At 63.3% G+C, this 18955-nt stretch carries 17 protein-coding genes; all 17 read left to right on the plus strand.

Going from position 1 to position 18955, the window contains the following annotated elements; genetic code table 11:
• The first annotated feature begins 96 nt into the window (after positions 1-96).
• The gene (locus CGA22_RS16635; RefSeq protein WP_041023472.1) at positions 97-1461 is read left to right on the plus strand and encodes a UDP-glucose dehydrogenase family protein; all 1365 of its coding nucleotides are present in this window, start codon (positions 97-99) and stop codon (positions 1459-1461) included.
• Positions 1458-2528: an NAD-dependent epimerase gene (locus CGA22_RS16640; protein WP_041023473.1), complete on the plus strand. Its 1071-nt coding sequence runs from the start codon at positions 1458-1460 to the stop codon at positions 2526-2528. The genes CGA22_RS16635 and CGA22_RS16640 overlap by 4 nt, the downstream gene beginning before the upstream one ends.
• Positions 2525-3268 (plus strand): sugar transferase, encoded by a 744-nt coding sequence (locus tag CGA22_RS16645; RefSeq protein WP_041023474.1) that lies wholly within the window; start codon positions 2525-2527, stop codon positions 3266-3268. The genes CGA22_RS16640 and CGA22_RS16645 overlap by 4 nt, the downstream gene beginning before the upstream one ends.
• Positions 3269-3913: a CpsD/CapB family tyrosine-protein kinase gene (locus tag CGA22_RS16650; RefSeq protein WP_041023475.1), complete on the plus strand. Its 645-nt coding sequence runs from the start codon at positions 3269-3271 to the stop codon at positions 3911-3913.
• Positions 3914-3933: 20 nt separating this feature from the next.
• Complete coding sequence (locus CGA22_RS16655) at positions 3934-4959, plus strand: polysaccharide biosynthesis/export family protein (protein WP_041023476.1); 1026 nt, start codon at positions 3934-3936, stop codon at positions 4957-4959.
• Between the two features lie 15 nt (positions 4960-4974).
• On the plus strand, positions 4975-6567 hold the full coding sequence (locus CGA22_RS16660) for a GumC family protein (RefSeq protein ID WP_041023477.1): 1593 nt from the start codon (positions 4975-4977) through the stop codon (positions 6565-6567).
• Positions 6564-7667 (plus strand): glycosyltransferase family 4 protein, encoded by a 1104-nt coding sequence (locus tag CGA22_RS16665; RefSeq protein WP_041023478.1) that lies wholly within the window; start codon positions 6564-6566, stop codon positions 7665-7667. The genes CGA22_RS16660 and CGA22_RS16665 overlap by 4 nt, the downstream gene beginning before the upstream one ends.
• Positions 7664-9034 (plus strand): O-antigen ligase family protein, encoded by a 1371-nt coding sequence (locus CGA22_RS16670; protein ID WP_041023479.1) that lies wholly within the window; start codon positions 7664-7666, stop codon positions 9032-9034. Before CGA22_RS16665 ends, CGA22_RS16670 begins: the two co-directional genes overlap by 4 nt.
• On the plus strand, positions 9031-9990 hold the full coding sequence (locus CGA22_RS16675) for a glycosyltransferase (protein ID WP_041023480.1): 960 nt from the start codon (positions 9031-9033) through the stop codon (positions 9988-9990). The genes CGA22_RS16670 and CGA22_RS16675 overlap by 4 nt, the downstream gene beginning before the upstream one ends.
• On the plus strand, positions 9983-11119 hold the full coding sequence (locus CGA22_RS16680) for a glycosyltransferase (protein WP_041023481.1): 1137 nt from the start codon (positions 9983-9985) through the stop codon (positions 11117-11119). The genes CGA22_RS16675 and CGA22_RS16680 overlap by 8 nt, the downstream gene beginning before the upstream one ends.
• 11 nt (positions 11120-11130) lie before the next feature.
• Positions 11131-12135, plus strand: a complete 1005-nt coding sequence (locus CGA22_RS16685) for a polysaccharide deacetylase family protein (protein WP_041023482.1) — start codon at positions 11131-11133, stop codon at positions 12133-12135.
• A complete protein-coding gene (locus tag CGA22_RS16690) occupies positions 12132-13436 on the plus strand; it encodes a lipopolysaccharide biosynthesis protein (protein ID WP_041023483.1) in 1305 nt (434 codons plus the stop codon). Before CGA22_RS16685 ends, CGA22_RS16690 begins: the two co-directional genes overlap by 4 nt.
• Before the next feature lie 158 nt (positions 13437-13594).
• Positions 13595-15544, plus strand: a complete 1950-nt coding sequence (locus CGA22_RS16695; protein WP_052435156.1) for a hypothetical protein — start codon at positions 13595-13597, stop codon at positions 15542-15544.
• Positions 15541-16230, plus strand: coding sequence for a hypothetical protein (locus CGA22_RS16700; RefSeq protein WP_041023485.1), 690 nt, complete (start codon positions 15541-15543; stop codon positions 16228-16230). The genes CGA22_RS16695 and CGA22_RS16700 overlap by 4 nt, the downstream gene beginning before the upstream one ends.
• A 78-nt stretch (positions 16231-16308) precedes the next feature.
• Positions 16309-16998 (plus strand): hypothetical protein, encoded by a 690-nt coding sequence (locus tag CGA22_RS16705; protein WP_041023486.1) that lies wholly within the window; start codon positions 16309-16311, stop codon positions 16996-16998.
• Positions 16999-17003: 5 nt separating this feature from the next.
• Complete coding sequence (locus tag CGA22_RS16710; RefSeq protein ID WP_041023487.1) at positions 17004-18161, plus strand: GNAT family N-acetyltransferase; 1158 nt, start codon at positions 17004-17006, stop codon at positions 18159-18161.
• Positions 18154-18951 carry a ChbG/HpnK family deacetylase gene (locus CGA22_RS16715; RefSeq protein ID WP_041023488.1) on the plus strand — a complete coding sequence of 266 codons (798 nt, stop codon included), beginning with the start codon at positions 18154-18156 and terminating at the stop codon, positions 18949-18951. The genes CGA22_RS16710 and CGA22_RS16715 overlap by 8 nt, the downstream gene beginning before the upstream one ends.
• Positions 18952-18955 lie beyond the last annotated feature (4 nt).

The raw sequence follows: 18955 nt of genomic DNA on the forward strand, positions 1-18955 counted from the left end.
CTGTCATTTTGCTGACACGCTTTTCTGAGGCTGCGCTATACCCCCCTAAACAGTTTCATCCGAGTTACATAAAAACGATCTACGAGGCACGCCAGAATGGACGTGAGCGTATTTGGAACGGGGTACGTGGGGCTCATCCAAGCGGCAGCATTGGCCGACGTCGGACACCGCGTGTTGTGCATCGACATCGACCCGAACAAGATCCGGCAGCTGCAGCAAGCGGTCCCCCCGATCAGCGAACCGGGACTCTCCGGATTGCTCGAAGACAACATCAAGGCCGGGCGCCTGTCGTTCAGTTCCCAGGCCAGCGATGCGGTCAACCATGGCGAACTCATTTTCATCGCCGTCGGCACCCCCGCCGATGAAGACGGCTCGGCAGACCTGAGCCATGTACTGGCGGTAACCCGGCAGATTGCCGACTTCATGGACAGCGATCGCACCCTGATCATTAAGTCCACCGTGCCAGTGGGCACCGCCGACAAAGTTGCCGAATGCGCCCGCCAGGCGCTGGCCCGACGGGGCCTGAAACGGCTGAACGTGCGGGTGGTGTCCAACCCCGAATTTCTCAAGGAAGGCAGCGCCCTGGCCGATTGCATGCGCCCGGACCGGATCATCGTCGGCACCGCCGACACCGTGGCCCGCGACCAGATGAGCGAGCTCTACGCCCCCTTCTGCCGCAACCGCGAAAAGCTGATGTTCATGGATAACCGCAGCGCCGAACTGACCAAGTACGCCGCCAACGCCATGCTCGCCACCCGCATCAGCTTCATGAACGAACTGGCCAACCTCACCGAACGATTGGGCGCCGACATCGAAGCGGTGCGCAAAGGCATCGGCTCGGACCCGCGCATCGGTTATCACTTCATTTATCCCGGCTGCGGCTTTGGCGGCTCGTGCTTTCCCAAGGACCTGCGGGCCCTGCTGCACACCGCCGAACAGAGCGGCATGCCGCTGAGCCTGTTGCGCAGCGTCACCGACGTCAACGACCGCCAGCGGCACATCCTGTTCGAGAAACTCGCCAAGCAGTTTCCCGATGGCCTGGCCGGTAAATCGATTGCCGTCTGGGGCCTGGCCTTCAAACCCAACACCGACGACATGCGCGAAGCGCCCAGTCGGTACCTGATGGAAGCACTATGGCGCGAAGGCGCCCGGGTCCAGGCCTACGACCCGGAAGCCATGTCCGAATGCCGGCGGCTCTACGGCTACCGCAAGGACCTGAACCTGTGCGCCACCCGTGACGACACCTTGGAAGACGCCGACGCCCTGGTGATCTGCACCGAGTGGAAGAACTTCCGCGTGGTGGATTTCGACCTGCTCGCCCGCAAACTGCGCGCCCGGATCATCATTGACGGTCGCAACCTGTACAACCCGGAACACCTCGCTGCCGCCGGGCTGCTGTATCGCGGCATCGGGCTGCGGCATACCGTGCCGGACGGCTCGGCACCGGGGCCGCAAGCGTGAACATCCTGGTAACCGGCGCGGCCGGTTTCATCGGTGCCCACTGCGTGCGGCGACTGCTGTGCGACGGTCACCGGGTGTGCGGGTTGGACAATTTCAACGACTACTACGACCCCCAACTCAAGCATGACCGCATCGCCTGGGTGAAGGCTCAGGCGGGTGAGTTCCCCCTCGCACGGCTGGACCTGACCGACGCCTGCGCCATCGATGAACTGTTCCAGTCGTACCGCCCGGACGTGGTAATCCACCTCGCCGCACAGGCGGGAGTGCGCTACTCCCTGGAGAACCCACGGGCCTACGTCGACAGCAACCTCACCGGGTTCCTGAACATCCTCGAAAGCTGCCGCCGTCATCCGGTCAGGCATCTGATCTACGCCTCCTCCAGCTCGGTGTATGGCGCCAACCCACGCACGCCTTACTCCGAACAGGACAACGTCGACCATCCATTGTCGTTGTATGCCGCCAGCAAAAAAGCCAACGAGCTGATGGCCCACAGCTACAGCCACCTGTTCGGCATCCCTTGCACCGGCCTGCGCTTTTTTACCGTGTACGGCCCTTGGGGCCGGCCGGACATGTCGCCGATCCAGTTCGCCCGCGCCATCGCCGAAGGCCGGGTGCTGCAATTGTTCAACCATGGCGAGCACCAGCGTGATTTCACCTACATCGACGACATCGTCGAAAGCATCGCCCGGCTGATCGATCGTCCGCCTCGCGTCACTGCCGCACGGGATGTGGAACCCTTGGACCCGTCCACCAGCCGCGCGCCCTGGCGCATCTACAACATCGGCGGGCAGCACCCGGTGGCCCTGCGGACCTACGTCGCGTTGCTGGAAAAACACCTGGGGCTGAGCGCCCGTATCGAACTGCTGCCCCTGCAACCGGGGGATGTGCTCAACACCTGCGCCGACGCCAGCGACCTGGCACGGGCCACCGGCTTCCAGCCATGCATCGAATTGGACGAAGGCCTGGCCCGCTTCATCGACTGGTTCCTCGATTACTACGCGCTGCCTGCTGCCCGCCCGCCGCTCGCGGCTGAACTTGCAGATGAAACCCAACGGAGGAGTCTATGACCCGTCATGAGCAATCCCTTCCGCTCAACACCCCCTGCGACAAGCGTGTCGACCCCGAACACCGCAGGCGCCTGGACGCGGCCATCCACCGGCAAGGTCGTGGCTGGCTGACCGGCCGCGACGGTGGTCGTCCCTGGACCGTCTCGCGGACCAACCGGGTGGTCGCCTGCCTCGGTGCCCTGGTCCTTCTGGTCCTGCTCTGCCCGCTGCTGCTGGGCCTGGCCGTGCTGGTCAAGCGCTCCAGCCCCGGCCCGGTGCTGTTCGTGCAGAAGCGCACCGGCTACCGTGGCCGCGTCTTCGGCATGTATAAGTTCCGCACCATGGTCGCCGATGCCGAGGCCCTCAAGGAGTCGCTGCGCCACCTCAACAAGCACGGTGCCGACGCCATCGACTTCAAGATCGACAACGACCCGCGCATCACCCCCATCGGCCGGTTCCTGCGACGCAGCAGCCTCGACGAACTGCCGAACCTGATCAATGTGGTGACCGGCGACATGCGCCTGGTGGGCCCGCGCCCGACCTCGTTCAACGCCTATCGCTACAAGGACAACCATCTTGTGCGCCTGAGCGTCTACCCCGGCCTGACCGGCCTGTGGCAGATCTCCGGGCGTAGCAATATCGACTTCGACCAGCGCGTGGAACTGGACCTCAGCTACATCGCCGAGCAGAGCCTGCTGTTGGATTTGAAGATCCTGATGATTACCCCCTTCAAAGTTTTCAGCGGCCACGGAGCGAGTTAAATGGACGGTTCAACGAATATCCTGACGATCGCAAGCCCGAGCGAGACCAACCTGACCTCGACCGTGCTCGACCCTTCCCTGCGGATCCTGCTTCTGACGTCCGCCAACACCGGTACCGGGACCAGCACCAGTGCCATGGCACTGGCCGCCCAACTGGCACAGATGAGCAGCGGCCGTGTCTTGCTGGTGGACGCCAGCCAGTCACCGCGCAACCTCAGCCAGCAACTGGGGCTGCAGAAAGAGCGCGGCTTCAGCGACCTGCTGTTCAACCACCTCACCCCGCCCCTGTTGCAGGACTGCGTGGTGCAAACCTCCAGCCTGCCCTTCGACGTCCTGCCCATCGGCCGCCTGGGGCGCAATGCCGAACGGCTCAATCCCGAACAACTGCGACATCTGTTCAGGCACCTGGCCGCGCAGTACCGCTTCGTGGTGATCGACGCCGACGCCGTGTATGCGGCCTCCGACACCCTGGTCATGAGCGCTCAGGTGGATGGCGTGGTACTGGTGGTGCGCGGCGAGGACACCCGCTGGGAAGTGGCCCAGGCCACCCGCCAGCGCCTGGCCCAGGCCGGCGCGAAAGTGGTGGGCAGCGTGTTCAACCGGCGCAAGTACTACATGCCCAAATGGCTCTACAACAACCTGTAAGCGTGCAGAAGGATGACGAGATGAACGCCAAAATGCTTGTCCTGCTGTTGCTGCCGCTTGCCGGCTGCTCCAGCACCAGCGATACCCGCTCGATGCCGGTGCAGATCCTCACGGCCGCACCGGCCAACGCCCAGGCCACCGACATGCCCAAAGTCGAACAGACCCTGCGGCCCCAGGATGTGCTCGATGTGATCTTTCACATCGGCATCACCAGTCCCCAGGCTTATCGCGTGCAGCCGGGCGACCAGGTGGCTCTGAACTTCACTGCCGCCAGCCAGCTCAACGGCACGCAACTGGTCATGCCCGACGGCAGCATCGAACTGCCGGGGGCCAATACGTCGGTGAAAGTCGCCGGCATGACCACCGACGAAGCGCGCCTGGCGGTGCAACGGGCCTACGACCAGAAAATGCTGTTCCAGCCCAATCGCAACCAGTTGACGGTGCTGGTGACCAGTCCGCTGTCCAACGAGACGAACCTGCGCAACACCTTGATTCACCCGGCCACCGGCATGAGCCGGGAAATCATCGTGGGCCGGGATGGCTACGCCAGCTTCCCGGAAATCGGCTCGGTACCGTTGCAAGGGATGACTGTCACCCAGTTGGAGACCTTCCTCAACGAGCGCTACGCCCAACTGCCCGGCCACATGACCGTGGACGTGCTACTCAAGTCCACCGCCGGTAATGAAATCTATGTCCTCGGCGAAGTGGCCCAACCCGGTTCCTACCCGATCCGTCGGCCGATCTCCGTGCTCGAGGCACTGACCCTGGCCCGAGGCACGAACGTCAAGGCACGGCTCGACTCGGTGGTGATCATGCGTCGCAACGGCAATCAGGTCGAAGCCCGTCACTACGACGTGGAAAAAGCCCTGAGCGGCGATGCCTCGCAAATTGCCTACCTGCAGCCGGAAGACATGCTCTTCGTGCCCAAGACCAAGCTTGCCAGCGCTGGCGAACTCGCCAGGCAGCTGGCTGACGTGGTGCTGTTCCAGGGCGTGGGGGTCAGCTTCGGCTACCGCCTCGACAACAAAAGCAGCAACAGCAACTGAGCCAGGTGATCGATCATGAGTCCCAAGGAAAACTACCTGCATGAGTTCTTCAGGATCTTCTTCGCCAACAAGCAGTGGGTGAAGCGCATCTTCCTGATCTTCGCCGTGATTGCCCTGGCGCTGCCATTGATGCTCAAACAGAGTTTCGATATCACCGCCCAGGTGATCGTACAGTCGAAAAAACTCTCCCAAGGCGATGCCACCACGTCGTTGAACCAGGAAAACGCCACCTTCGTTCCACCCACCCTGGCGGACATGGAAACCGAGAGCAATATCCTGCGTTCGCCAGCGCTGATCCGGCAGACCATCAGCACCCTGCGCGACCAGGGCGAGTACAACCCCAGCCCCGGCATCTTCAATAAATGGGTGAACGAACCGTTCAAGCGCTACGTCACCACGCCGCTGCGTGAGTACGTGATCAACCCGCTGCGCGATGGCCTGGGACTGGAGGTCGATCCGGTGCGCGACACCGTGCTCGATACGCTGACTGACGAAGCCGTCGGAAACCTCAAGATCGAGACCCTACCCGGCTCCAACGTCATCTCCATCGTCTACAGCTTCGGTGATCCGCAGCAAGGCACCCGGTTCGTGGCGCAACTGCTGCAGAACTACCTCTCCGGTCGCCAGGAGCTGCAATCGATCGAGTTGCCGCAGGCCTTCTATGAGCAGAAGAAAAGCCAATACCAGAGTCGCCTCGACGGCCTGGAAGGTACCCGGCTGGCCTTGCTTGAAGGCGTCGGTTCGGCTGATCCCAAGGAAGAAATCACCTTCCGCCTGAACGCCATCAACACTGAAGAGCAGGCCCTGAACCTGTATCAGGATCGCCTGTTGCAAAGCCAACGCTGGCTCGACTATCTCAAGACCAGTCTGGCGGCGGCGAACAGCTCGCGGTTCAACGATTACACCTTCCCCTTCACCTTCACCACCACCGTGGACAACATCGCCTTCGAAGACCGGGAGATCAAACAGTTGGGTGAGCAACTGACCGGCCAGGTCAGCCGCTATATGAATGACCTGGCGATCTTCCAGCCTGGCAGTGAACCGATGCTGCTGGCCCGGGAACAGATCGTGCGCACCCGCCAGCAATTCCTGAAAGTGGTGAACAACCGGATCCAGGAACGCACCACCGACCTGGCGGTGGTCAGCTCGGTGATCGATCAGAAGGTCCAACGCATCGCCGCGTTCAAGGGGCGCATCCACCAGTTGCAGGAAACCCAGAGCAAACTGCAGCAGATGGATACCGAGATCAACGCCCTGCATGCGGCGTTCTCCACCTACGCCCAACGGTTTGCCGAAGCCAGCACCGCCCGTTCGCTGGACAACGACCTGTCCAACGCCCGCGTGCTCAGCCCGCCCTTCGAACCGACCGCCGCGGCCTTCCCCAAGCCGATGCTGATTATCCCGTTCGGCCTGTTCAGCGGTCTGCTGCTGGCGATTGCCCTGGTCTACGTGCGTGAGTTCTTCGACCATCGCTTCAAGCACCCAGCGCAGATCAGCCGGCAACTGGACGTACCGGTGCTGCTGGTGATCAACGAGCAGTCTCCCGACCAGATCAATCCGCACCGCAACTGGAGCCTGCCCAGCCTTGTCCATTGGGTGCGCAATTGAACGCGCCGTTCGGCCCGTCCCACCGCAGCAGCCCCCTGCCGATCATTCATTTGCTCGACAGCGGCGGCTTCTACGGGGCCGAGCGGATGCTGCTCGATCATTGCCTGGCGACCCCGGGACAGCACCAGGTGCTGTTCCTCGCGGCGCCGCCGACCTTGATCACGCGCTTTCGCCAGGCCGGGGTCGATTGCCATCACTGCGGGAGCTGGGCCGAGCTGTTGCAGCACCTGCGCCAACGGCGCAGCGAGCAACCTTTGCTCAACACCCACAACTTCAAGGGGCTGCTGTTCGGCTGGGCCGCAGCCACGTTGCTGCGCCTGCCACTGGTCATCACCCAGCACGGGTTCACGCCGCGCAGTCCGAAGCAGCGTTTCTACACCTGGCTGAGCCTGCAACTGTGCCGCACGGCGTCGGTCAAGCGCGTGGTCTGCGTTGCCGAAAGCATCGCGGTGCTGCATCGCCAGGCCAGCGTGCGGGCGGAAAAAGTCGCCGTGATCCCCAACGGTTTGCCGACGCCCACGGCACCAGTGGCCCACCGCGACGACGGCCAGCGCTGGCGGGTCGGCTACGTCGGCCGCCTGAGCAGCGAGAAAGGCCCGGACCTGTTCCTCGACGCCATGATCCCCTTGTGCCAACGGCATCCATCGCTGCACGCGGTGATGCTCGGCGACGGCCCGGAACGCCAGGCCCTGCTCAAGCGCATCAACGATGCCGGGTTGCCCACGCGCATCGAGCTGCCCGGGTACCAGACCGACATGAATGCCTGGTGGAGTCGCCTCGACGCGTTGGTGATCAGTTCACGCACCGAAGGCACGCCGATGATTCTGCTCGAGGCCATGCAAGCCGGGGTACCGGTGGTGGCATTCGGCGTTGGCGGTATTCCCGATGTGGTACAGGACCGTCATAACGGTTTGCTCGCCGCCCCCGCCGACAGCGTCGAACTGGCCCGGCAGGTCGAAACGCTGTTCAGCGAACCACCCCTGGCGCAGATCCTGGCCGATAACGCACGACGCACCCAACAGGACCGCTACGACCTGCGCACGCTGGCCGAACGCTGGTCGCAGCTCTACATCCGTACGGCACGGGAGGCTCGTCCATGATTGTCCCACTCTCGATCGTCAGCCTGCTGGGGCTGGTTTGCCTGGCCTTGCTGGCCAGCCCTTATCCGTTCCTGGCGCCGGGGGCGGTGCTGGGCCTGGTGGGTGTCGCCTTTCTCTATCGCAAACCCGGCTGGGGCCTGCTGAGCATCGCTGCGCTGGTCCCGTTCGAAGGGCTGTTCAAGGACAACCCGCTCTCTGGCAGCAAATTCTTCGGCCTGGCACTGGTGCTGATCCTGATGCTGCAGTTGGCCCTGCACCAGATTCCGGGCACGCGCCTGCGCAGCAATATCTGGCGGCCGCTGATCGGCTTCATGATGCTGTATGGCCTGAGCCTCTACCTGTCGGACAGCCTGGAACTGTCGATGACCCATTTTCGCGAACTGAGCGTGGGGTTGATCCTGTTCGTCATCACCCTGTTGATCGGCCGCGAACTGAACCTTGACCTGTTCTGCCGCCTGATGACGCTGAGTGTCTGCACCACCTGCGCGCTGGCGATGTTTTCCGCCAAATACCAGGACCAGGGCCGCGCCTCGGGCCTGCTGGAAGACCCGAACGCCTTCGCCCTGCTGATCGCCTTTACCATGCCACTGGCGTTGCTGCTGGTGGTACGCGGGCCGAACCTGCTGCACCGGTTGTTCTGGATGGCTTGTCTGGCGCTGCTGCTGGGTGGCATGACCAAGACTGAATCGCGTTCGGGGCTGGTGGTGCTCCTGCTCAGCCTGGCGATCGGGCTTTATCACTATCGCGCGCAACTGCCGCGTGTCCGTCCACGGCACCTGGGGTTCGCCATGCTCGGGCTGGCGCTCCTGATTCCCCTGGCAGTCGCCGTAATGCCAGCCGGCTACGTCGCACGTATCCAGTCGTTGAGCATCCTCAGCGCCGGCGTCAATGCCTACAAGGATGAATCCCTCGGCCGGCGTGCTTCGTACATCGTGGTGGGCAGTCAGATGATCCGCGAAAACCCGATACTCGGCACCGGCCCCGGCACCTTCCCGTTGCACTATGCGCCCACCGGCTACGCCAAGGCGTTCTCGGCCAATCGCAAGCTGGGGGATCTGTATCGCCGGGCCCATAACACCTACCTGGAAATCTTCAGTGAAATCGGCATTCCGGGCGGGCTGATGTTTGTCGGCATGCTGGGCCTGGGTTTGTACAACCTGCTGCAGGCCCGCCGGCTCTGGCTCGAACGCCGGGACTGGGCGCAGGCGGATCTGCTGACGCACCTGGGCATGAGTTTCCTTTCGCTGATGCTGTTCCTGACGTTCCTCAGCGCGCCGAACCATAAATTGCTGTGGATCATGCTCGCCTTGACCAGTGTGTTGCGCTACGAGGCCGAACAGGCCCCTTCCCAGGAGGCGCGCCCATGAACCGGGTCAGCATCGTGATCCCGATGTACAACGAGGCCCGGCACATCGGCCGTACCTTGCTGGCGGCCCAGGAAGCCGCCCGTCAGGCGCAGCTGGAGTGCGAACTGATCGTGGTGGACAACGGCTCCGACGACCACGGCCCGCGCATCGCCAACGAACTGGGCGCGCGGGTGCTGCTCGTGCCCGGGGCGCACATCGGAGCCCTGCGCAACCGCGGCGCGGCGGTGGCTCACGGCGAGTGGCTGGCGTTCATCGACGCCGACATCGAGATGCCGGCCAACTGGCTCAAGCTGCTACTGGAACTGGAGGGTCACCAGGGCGACGTACTGGGCCTGGACCTCGACACGCCCCGCCAGGCACCTTGGTTCGCCGAAGCCTGGCAGCGCCGCAGCCAGCGTCCCGGAGCCCATCGCCTGCATCGGGTGCAGTGGCTGCCCAGCGCCAACCTGTTGATGCGTCGCTCGTGGTTCGAACGGGTCGGCGGTTTCGACGAAACCCTGCGCACCGGCGAGGACAAGGACTTCTCCTTGCGCCTGCGGCAGATCGACGCGCAACTGTTGCTGGTCAACGAATGCGTGGCCTTGCATTGGGGTTACGAAGGCAGTTGGCGCGAGTGGATGAGCAAGGAACTGTGGCGCCAGGGCAGTCATCTGCAATTGCTGCGCAGCCACGGTCCGAGCTTGCGTCTGTTGCGTTTCCCGGCGCTGTCCGTCGCGGCCTGGGGGTTGGATTTGCTGGCGCTGGTCGCCTTGCTCCAGGGTCAGTTGCGCCTGGCGCTGATGCTGTTGCTGATCACCTCGCTCCCGCCGCTGTTCCTCAGCCTGCGCCAGAGCCGCCGCGACCCGCGCTTGACCTTGCAACTGTGGGCCTTGCACGGGGTGCGTCTGCATCTGACCGGTGCCGCGTTGCTGCTCAACCTCTGTCATTGGAACGTCAGGAGACCTGCCCGTGGCTGAATTCATTTATTGGACCTGCCTGTTGCTGCCGGTGTATGCCTACCTCGGTTACCCGCTGATACTGAGCCTGCTGATACCGCTGTTTCCGGTCCGGCGTTACGGCAAGGCACTGCCGATGGACATCAGCATCGTCATCGCCGCCCACAACGAAGCACGACACATCGAAGACAAACTGCGCACCTTGCTCGCCCAGGATTATCAGGCGCGCTCGCTGCAGATCATCCTCGCCAGCGACGGCTCCAGCGACGACACAGTGATCTGCGCGCGCAAGGTGATCGACCCGCGCATCACGGTGCTCGACCTGCCCCGCCAGGGCAAGGCCGCGGCCCTCAATACCGGCGTAGCCCACAGCAGCGGCGAGATCCTGGTCTTTACCGACGCCGATAACCAATGGAGCCACGACACCCTCGGCCATTTGCTCGCCCCGCTGGGTGATCCGGAGGTCGGCGCCTGTGCCGGACACATGGAAATCCCCGTGCCGGGCAAGGGCCTGAGCCTGGGCGACAGCCTGTATCGGCACTACGAGGGCTGGCTGCGGCGGGTGGAAAGCCGCACCGACTGCATGGTTTCGGCCGATGGCGCGCTGCTGGCCCTGCGCCGGGAGCTGTTCGAGCCGATCCCGGCCCAGGTCAACGATGATTTCTTCCTCAGCACCTGCGCACCGGCCGCCGGCAAATCCATCGTCTATGTGCCGAAGGCCCGGGTGATCGACCAAGGGGTGGACGAGGCCGACAAGCAGTTTCGTCGGCGCCAGCGGGTCACCGTCGGTGGCTTGCAAAGCCTGGCCCAGCGCCGGGCACTGCTCAATCCGCTGCGGCATGGCCTGTACGCCATCGGCCTGATCAGCCACAAGCTGATCCGCCGCCTGGCGCCGGTGTTGCTGCTGCCGCTGCTGCTCAGCAACCTCTGGTTGTGGAGCGATCAGGGCTTCTATCGCCTGAGCCTGGCAGCCCAAGTGCTCGGCTACGCCATGGCACTGCTTGGCCTGCTGGACATGCACCACCGCTTGCCCCGGCCCTTTCGCCTGGCGGCGTTCGTGCTGGTGACGCTCGCGGGCATGAGCATCGGCCTGTGGCAGTTCCTGCGGGGCCGGCGCTACAGCCAATGGAATCCCGAGCAGAACCGCTGAGGAGCTGGCGAATGTCGATTAAACAAGTCTTCAAGCTCACCGGCGGCTGGTTGTATCTGAACACGGCCCTGGGCCGCGGCCCGCTGCGGGGGGCCGGCGTGATCCTGATGCTGCACCGGGTGCTGAGCAACGACCGCGCCGCCGAACTGCCCCATCGCAACGAATTGTGCGTGGGCCCGGAAGCCTTCGAACACTTATTGATCTGGCTGCAACGGCATTTCGAATGCGTGCCCCTGATGACCTTGCTGCTGGCCGACCCCGCCACCGTTCCGGACCGTCCGCGGGTGGCCCTGACCTTCGACGACGGCTGGCGCGATAACGCCATGAATGCCTTTCCCCTGTTGCGCCAATACCAGGTGCCGGCGAGTATTTTCCTGTCCACCGATTTCATCGGCAGCCGCCAGCACTTCTGGTGGGAAAGCATCGGCGAAACCCTGTGGGGCAGTCACGGCCAAGTGGCGCGGCTGGCGCTGATCGAACACTTGCAACAGGCCGGGCGGCCGTTGCCGGTGATGCTCGATGACTTGGACGACGAACGCCGTAGCCTGTCGTTGCTGCACTATCTGCAAAGCCTCAAGACCCTCGATCCGCAAACCCTGAGCGACCTCACCGACACCTGCCCCCATGGCGCCCAGCCCCAGGCGTTGGACTGGACCCAGGTGCGCATGCTCGAAGATTCGGGCCTGGTGCGCTTCGGCCCACACGGCGCCAGCCACGCGATTCTCACCAGGCTCGACGACCAGCGCCTGCACGAAGAACTGAGTCGCAGCCGGATAGCCATGGAAAACGCCTGCGCCCAACCATTGCCGGTGTATTGCTACCCCAATGGCGATCATGACGAGCGCGTGCGCCACCAAGTGGCGGCCCACGGTTTTTCGTTCGCCCTGGGGACCGAGGCCGGGTTGTATCGCAACGACGGCGATCCGTGGAACCTGCCGCGCTTCGGTGTCAGTCAACGCAATGCCCAGCATCCCGAACTGCTGGCTTGGCGCATTCGTCGAGGAACACGTCCATGAGCCGCGCGCATTACCTCAAACACCTGGTGCTGAGCACGGGCACAAGCCTGGCGATGATCGGCCTGCGCCTGCTGCGCAACGTGTTGCTGGCACGCATCCTGGGTCCCAGCGAACGCGGGTTGTTCGCCCTGCTCAGCACCCTGCCGGACCTGATCAGCGCCGCCACCAGCGGTGGCCTGAACTCTGCCGTGGGTTATCAGGCGGCGCAGCAGCGCTCGATGGGACTGCTGCTCAGCCAGGTGCTGGTGTTCGGTTGTCTGTTGGCCGGGTTGTTGACCCTGTTGGTCGTGGCGCTGGCCCGGGTGTTCGGTGCCGACCTGGACATCACCACCCAATTGGGTCTGCTGGCCTGGCTGCTGTTGCTCGCCGTGCCGTTGAGCGTACTCAAGAGCGGCCTGCTGACGCTGCACAATGCCTCAGGCGGCGTGGGCGGCTTCAATGCCTTGCGCCTGATGGAATCCCTGACACCGCTGCTGCTGTTCCTGGCGCTGTTCTGGATGTGGAAGGACGCAGCCCTGGAAGCGGCGCTGATCAGCTGGCTGACCGGTCTGAGCCTGGTGGTGCTGGCCGGCTGGGTCTGGTTGCGGCGGGATCACGACGTGTCGCTGCAATGGAACCGCGCCAGCCAGGGCGAGCTGCTGCGCTACAGTGCCCGCAGCCATCCTGACCTGCTGTTCCAGCAAGTGATGCTGCGCTCGGACTACCTGTTCATCGGCGCCCTGCTGGGCAGCGCCGCCCTGGGTCATTACGCCATGGCCAGCGCCGCCGCCGAACTGCTGCTGATCGTTCCGGAGGCCGTGACCACGCCCCTGATGAAACGCCTGTTGCAACAGGACCACGACATGCAACGCCTGACGCCCCTGGCCCTGCGCCTGACCGCCACGGTGATGCTCGGTGCCTGCCTGGGCATGGCGCTGATCGGCGAATGGTTGATCGTCACCCTGTTCGGCGTGGCCTACCAACCGGCTTATCCTGCCTTGCTGGCGTTGCTGCCGGGGCTGTTCGGGCTGTGCTATGCGAGCATCCTGCGCCTGGACCTGCTGGGCAAGAACCGGCCCGGCACGGTATCGCTGCTGATGGGCGTTGGGGCGTTGTTGAACCTGGCGTTGAATGTGCTGCTGATTCCTCGCTACGGCATCGTCGGTGCCGCTGCCTCTTCCTCCATCGCGTACCTGGGGGTGACCCTGGCCCTGCTGGCGATATATTGCCGCCTCAGCGGCGTGGCGCTGTGGCAGACACTGATCATCCTGCCCAGCGACCTGTTGCCGATGCGGCAGATGCTGATGGGGAAATCGGCATGAAGTCATTCGTCGCCTGCCAGTCCGCCATCGCGAGCAGGCTCGCTCCCACAGGGTTCGGCAAAACCCCTGTGGGATCTGGTGTCGATCACAGTATCCGCGGTCGATGCAGATCCAGGGTGGGAGCGAGCCTGCTCGCGATGGGGTCGGCGCGGTGCTGGATGATGGCTGCTGCATGCCTATGGGCCCTGGCACTTCCGGTCCATGGCGCCTCCATGGCCTGGACCGGCATCCGCGACGGCAGCCTGTACCTGCAGACCGACCAGCCGGACCGGGTGACCGTGCGCTGGGTGCCGGCCTGGCAGGCCAACGCCAATTCGGAACACCTCTACCTGCTCGACGGCCAGGGACGCCTGGTGGGGAAACGCTTGATCAAAAAGGTCCAGGAGCGTGGCGAACAGCAGTGGCCTTTGCTGCCGGGGGCCGCCAGCTATCGCCTGGAAATCCCCGGTTACAGCTTCCGTCGCTACAGTGTCGAGCATGATGCGCGAACCCGGGCGCTGTTCGCACCGGCCAAGGTGCATTTCAGCGCCGAAACCCGCGACGGCGAAACGTTGTATTTCAAAGTGGCCGCCGGCGAGCAAGCCGTGCTGGCGGGCAAGTTCCATGGCGGCGTGCGAGCCTTGCAAGCCCGACGTGTCGCCGATGGCAAACAGCTTCAGTTGAACCTCAAGCCGTACCCGGCCTATGGGCAGTTCGATCAAGTCGCCCTGCCCGTCGCCAATGTCGAGCAAACCTGGCGCCTGCAATTGCAGGGCAACGGCAAGGCGGCATTCTGGCTGGATGGCACGGCGAACCTGTTCGCCCAGGACCCGGAACATCTGCAACCGCTGCGCCAGGACCCGGGGCAGGCGCGCCTGAAACTCTATGGCGATGTCCTGGGAACAACCCCGAAACTGGGGGCCTACCTGCCCTACGTCGTGCCCCCGCCATCGGCCTATCCGGTGATCGAAGCCCTCAAGCCCCAAGCCGCCAGTTATTACAGCCTGGTCGACATCATCGCGGACAGGCCGGACTATGAAAATAAGATTCGGCGCCTGTACCAGGACCGCTTCGGCATTACCCAGGACATCACCCTACTGGCTGGTAGCGCGCGCAAGGCCGACCTGCAGGCCGACCGCGTCAGCAACAAAGGTTTGCAAAACTGGCTCAAGGCGACCCAAGCCTTGGGCGGCAAAGGCATCCACTACCTCAGTTTCGCCGATGAGCCGAACCTCAACTACCCGGATTTCGCGAGCTACCAGCAGGTGTTCGAGAGCATGGCCAATCAGGTCCGTGCCACCCCCGCCAATGCCCGTGTCGGGGTGCGCATTACCCTACCGCCCAGTTCCCGGTTCACCAACGGTCCTTTGGCGGAAAACGCCGTTGATCGGCGCGGGATCGATTGGGCGCGGCGCTTGCTGGCCAGATACGGTGACCAGATCGACGCTCTGGCCTGGCATGAATGGATGATCCGCGACCTGCTCGCCACCCGTGTGTACCGCCACAGCGTGCGTCAGGCCGCCCGCCTGGTGGGCCTGGATAATAACGGACGACCACGCAAGGCCCTGCTGCTGGACCAGACCAACATGTCCAGCGGCTCGAGCCTGAGCCCCTACGATCAGGAAACCCACTACGCCGCCCTGTGGTGGACGTCCGTGGTCATCAATGCCTCGGCCGACGGCTGGCTGGACATGCTCAACTGGTTCATGCTCGCCGATGAACCCGAGTACCCCAAAGGCATGATGCGGGTGCTGGACAACGAGCGCTTCGAACTCAAGCCGGTGGGTCTGGCCCAGCAATTCATCCAACAGCATTGGCTCAAACAGGTGCTACGCCTGGATAACGACGCCTTCGAAGTCGACGCGCTGGCCATGGCCACCGACGCGAAGCGCAGCCTGCTGGGCGTGAACAAAAGCACGCGCCCGCAACAGGTCAGCCTGGACGGTGCGTCCTGTCCCCAGGCGCAAGCGGAGCTGGTGTACTTCGGCCCCGACGACCAAAGCCGCAGCGCACCGTTCGACTGCGAGGCCGGGCAGATCCGTTTTCTCCTGCCAGGAGAAACCGTGTTTGCCCTGAGCTGGACCGCCCTCTCTTTTCCCCAACCCGCCACCCGTCAGGAGGCACCATGAGCGTTCTGCAAGCGTTACGTGATGGCATTCAAAGAAAAGGCCTGCGCGCTGTCCTCAAACAGCTGTTCAGGCGCTACGTGTTTTTCCACACCCGGCTGGTGTGGCTCGAGCACGATGTGCGGACCCCACTCCCCCCGCATAACCTCAAGCCCTACCCACCGATGCGCCTGGAGTTCATCACGGTCAGCAATGCCGATGCTTTTGCCCGGCACTTCGGCGATCGCGTCGAAACCATGCGCGAGCTGGCGGCCGAAGGCTACATAGGCTTGATGTACCTGGATGCTCAGGGCGACACCGTGGGTTTCGCCTGGGCCAGTACACGGGACTATTTCGACCGCCATTTCTATCGCTGCAATTTTCCGATCAAGCCTGGCGAGTATTTTCAGTTCGGTGGCGAGGCGATCCGTGAATACTGGGGTTCCCGTATATCGGCGGACATGCAGTTGGAAATGTGGAAAGTCATGGCAGACCACGGTTGCAACACCATGGTCGATGTCTGCGATTTGCAAAACATCCAGGCAATCAAGATGCACCTGCGCATGGGCTTCCAGGAACGCGGCAAGATCACCCACGTGTATCGCCTGTTCGGTCGCTGGCGGTTTTTCCGCGACACGCTCTACCGCGGCTCGGTACTGGATGCCATTCGTAAACAGGCCACACCGCGGGCATCGACTGCGCCGGCCTGATGTCCACGGCGATCCACCCCCATCGCGAGCAAGTTCGCGATGGGGTCTTTCACCAACACGCCCCCGCCAGGAGGCACCATGAACGTTCTGCAGAAATTATGTGATCGCATTCGGACAAGAGGTCTGCGCGCCGTTCTGAACCAAGTGTGCAGACACTATGTGTGTCTACATGAACAACTGGTGTGGATGGAACGCGACCTGGTCAGCCCGATACGGCCCAACAACCTCAGGCCTTATACACCGTTGCGCCGGGAAATCATTACCACCCGTAATGCCGATGCCTTCGCCACCTACTTTGGCGACCGCGTCGAGACCATGCGCGAACTGGCTGCCGACGGCCACACAGGGCTCATGTACCTGGACGACAAGGGCGACACCGTCGCGTTCATCTGGGGCACCACGCGGGACTACTTCGACCGTCATTTCTTTCGCTGCTGGTTCCCGGTCAAACCGGGTGAGTGCTTCGAGTTCGGCGCTGAACTGTACCGCGATTACTGGGGCACCCAGCTATCGGTGGATTTCCAGCTGGATCTGTGGAAAACCATGGCCGAGCAAGGTTGCAACAAGGTGGTCGACGTCCTCGAGCTGCGCAACATTCCAGCCGTCAAGATGCACCTGCGCATGGACTTTCAGGAGCGCGGCCAGATCACCCATATGTATTGCTGGTTCGGCCGCTGGCGGTTCTTCCGTGACACGTTCTACACCGGCTCGATCCTGGACTCTTTTCGAAAACCGGCCAAGCCGGTTCCATCCACCGCGGCGGCCTGACGTCCATGACCATCCGTTTCCAATGGTGTCGCTCCCTGGGCGCGACGGAATTTCCTGCATCAGCTTATGAACAGCTGCGAACCCGGGTGGCCGATACGACGCCGTTCAACACCCTGGCCTGGCTGCAGGCGGCGGAATTTGCCCTGTTGCCTGATCAGCAATTGCATGTGTTACTGGGTTGGCAGGATCAGGACTTGTCTCTATGCCTGCCCCTGGTTTCGGGACCTGAGCGTATCGGCGGACTGCGGTTCCGGGTGTTGCATCACTTGGGTTACCCCTTGGCCGACCGCATCGCCCTGCTGGCGCGCCTGGACGCCGAAGGCATGGGCCAGGCACTGATGCAGATCCGTCAGGAGGTGCCCCATGCGATGTTGCAACTCAATGAAGTGGTGGAGCCGGTCGGCGAGCAAAGCGTCCTCAGTGCCTGGATGGCATTGAGTTCTACCGGAGAACGGCGGTTGAGTTGTCGGGTGCCGGTGCACCTGATCAGCGACAGCGACCATCAGGAAATTTCCGGCGATCCGCGCTACAAGCTGCGCCGGGCGCGTAAGCGGATCGCCGCGTGCGGTGCTCGCATCCAACGGGTGACACCGGACGCCATCGGCATGGGGCCGTTGCTGCGAACCCTCGCCGAAGTCGAGGCGGCCAGTTGGAAAGGCGAAGAAGGTGTCGGCATCTTCTCCGATCCCATGCGCCGACAATGGATGAACCACGCCTTCACAGCCCTCGCCGCCGAAGGCCTGGTGCGGGTGGTGATGCTGGAACTGGATGGGCACTGCATCAGCTATCGCCTCGGCCTGCTGGAGCAGGGACGCTTGTACGACTACAACCTGGCGTTCCTGCCGGAGCATGCCGACCTGGGCAGCGGCCGGGTACTGCTCGAAGAGTGGATTCGCTGGGGGTTGGATGACAACTGGCACTGGATCGATGCATCCCGGGTCAGCCTGGAAAACTCCAGTCATCAATTGCATGAGCGCATGACCGGACAACTCGAACACTGGCGCTGGAGCTTCTATTCATGGCAACCCGGTGGCCTGGTTCTGGGCCTGGCGCTACGGCTATGGAAGAGCCTCAAGCCGTGGCTCGGCAAGCGCCCGCGCCGACAAAACACAACGACTGTTTCTTCACCCAATCCAAAAAGCAAGGAGAGCGATCATGCCTAGCGAGGTCATAATCAACGCTGACGACTTCGGACTCAGCCTCGGCGACAACGCAATCATTCAATCGGCCTTCAAGGCAGGGGTCATCAGTTCCGCCACCCTGATGGTCAATACCCCAGGTTTCGAACAGGCCTGCAAGATGGCCCGGCACCCTATGCTCCGCGGGCGTATTGGCTTGCACTTCAATATTACTCATGGCTCGCCGCTGAGCCCGTCGATCGCATCGCGCCGCACATTTTGCGACGCAAACGGTGAATTCGACCTGAGCCTGTCGCGTCTTGCCCTGCGTCTGGGCGCGAAGGACCTGGCCGCGGTGCTGGAGGAACTCCAGGCCCAGTGGCAACGTTGCCTGGACTACGGCGTGCGACCCAGCCACCTCGATTCCCACAACCATGTGCACAACATCTGGCCCATCGGCGAAGTCGTGGCCCGCTTCGCCGCCCGACAAGGCGTGCCCATACGCCTGGCACGCAACCTGGGGGCGAATCTGAACCTGCCCAAGCGCATTTTCAAGACCTTGTTCAACCGGCGCTTGCGCACCCTCAGCGGCGCCACCGCCGACTACGTCTGCACGCCGGCCGACCTGCAACACGCAGCACCACCGGACCATGGCGTGCTCGAAGTGATCGTGCATCCGATGCACCTCGAAGGGGACTTTGGCGACGACAGCCTGGAAGCCGGGTGTTCATTGACCGAGGTGTTGCGCAAGCGCCTGGAGGGGGTGCCCAAGGTGCCCTATGGCGGAGCGAGACAGCGATTGGTGTTGACTGGGCTTGAGGATGTGCGTGGCTAAGTGG

The sequence above is a fragment of the Pseudomonas sp. PSB18 genome (genome assembly GCF_014596565.1).
GTDB lineage: Bacteria > Pseudomonadota > Gammaproteobacteria > Pseudomonadales > Pseudomonadaceae > Aquipseudomonas.

What these genes read in the sequence shown, in the direction of transcription:
- CGA22_RS16635 (WP_041023472.1), top strand. Translation starts at nt 97, where the DNA reads ATGGACGTGAGCGTATTTGGAACGGGGTACGTGGGGCTCATCCAAGCG.
- CGA22_RS16645 (WP_041023474.1), top strand. Translation starts at nt 2,525, where the DNA reads ATGACCCGTCATGAGCAATCCCTTCCGCTCAACACCCCCTGCGACAAG.
- CGA22_RS16650 (WP_041023475.1), top strand. Translation starts at nt 3,269, where the DNA reads ATGGACGGTTCAACGAATATCCTGACGATCGCAAGCCCGAGCGAGACC.
- CGA22_RS16655 (WP_041023476.1), top strand. Translation starts at nt 3,934, where the DNA reads ATGAACGCCAAAATGCTTGTCCTGCTGTTGCTGCCGCTTGCCGGCTGC.
- CGA22_RS16660 (WP_041023477.1), top strand. Translation starts at nt 4,975, where the DNA reads ATGAGTCCCAAGGAAAACTACCTGCATGAGTTCTTCAGGATCTTCTTC.
- CGA22_RS16670 (WP_041023479.1), top strand. Translation starts at nt 7,664, where the DNA reads ATGATTGTCCCACTCTCGATCGTCAGCCTGCTGGGGCTGGTTTGCCTG.
- CGA22_RS16675 (WP_041023480.1), top strand. Translation starts at nt 9,031, where the DNA reads ATGAACCGGGTCAGCATCGTGATCCCGATGTACAACGAGGCCCGGCAC.
- CGA22_RS16685 (WP_041023482.1), top strand. Translation starts at nt 11,131, where the DNA reads ATGTCGATTAAACAAGTCTTCAAGCTCACCGGCGGCTGGTTGTATCTG.
- CGA22_RS16690 (WP_041023483.1), top strand. Translation starts at nt 12,132, where the DNA reads ATGAGCCGCGCGCATTACCTCAAACACCTGGTGCTGAGCACGGGCACA.
- CGA22_RS16695 (WP_052435156.1), top strand. Translation starts at nt 13,595, where the DNA reads ATGATGGCTGCTGCATGCCTATGGGCCCTGGCACTTCCGGTCCATGGC.
- CGA22_RS16700 (WP_041023485.1), top strand. Translation starts at nt 15,541, where the DNA reads ATGAGCGTTCTGCAAGCGTTACGTGATGGCATTCAAAGAAAAGGCCTG.
- CGA22_RS16705 (WP_041023486.1), top strand. Translation starts at nt 16,309, where the DNA reads ATGAACGTTCTGCAGAAATTATGTGATCGCATTCGGACAAGAGGTCTG.
- CGA22_RS16710 (WP_041023487.1), top strand. Translation starts at nt 17,004, where the DNA reads ATGACCATCCGTTTCCAATGGTGTCGCTCCCTGGGCGCGACGGAATTT.
- CGA22_RS16715 (WP_041023488.1), top strand. Translation starts at nt 18,154, where the DNA reads ATGCCTAGCGAGGTCATAATCAACGCTGACGACTTCGGACTCAGCCTC.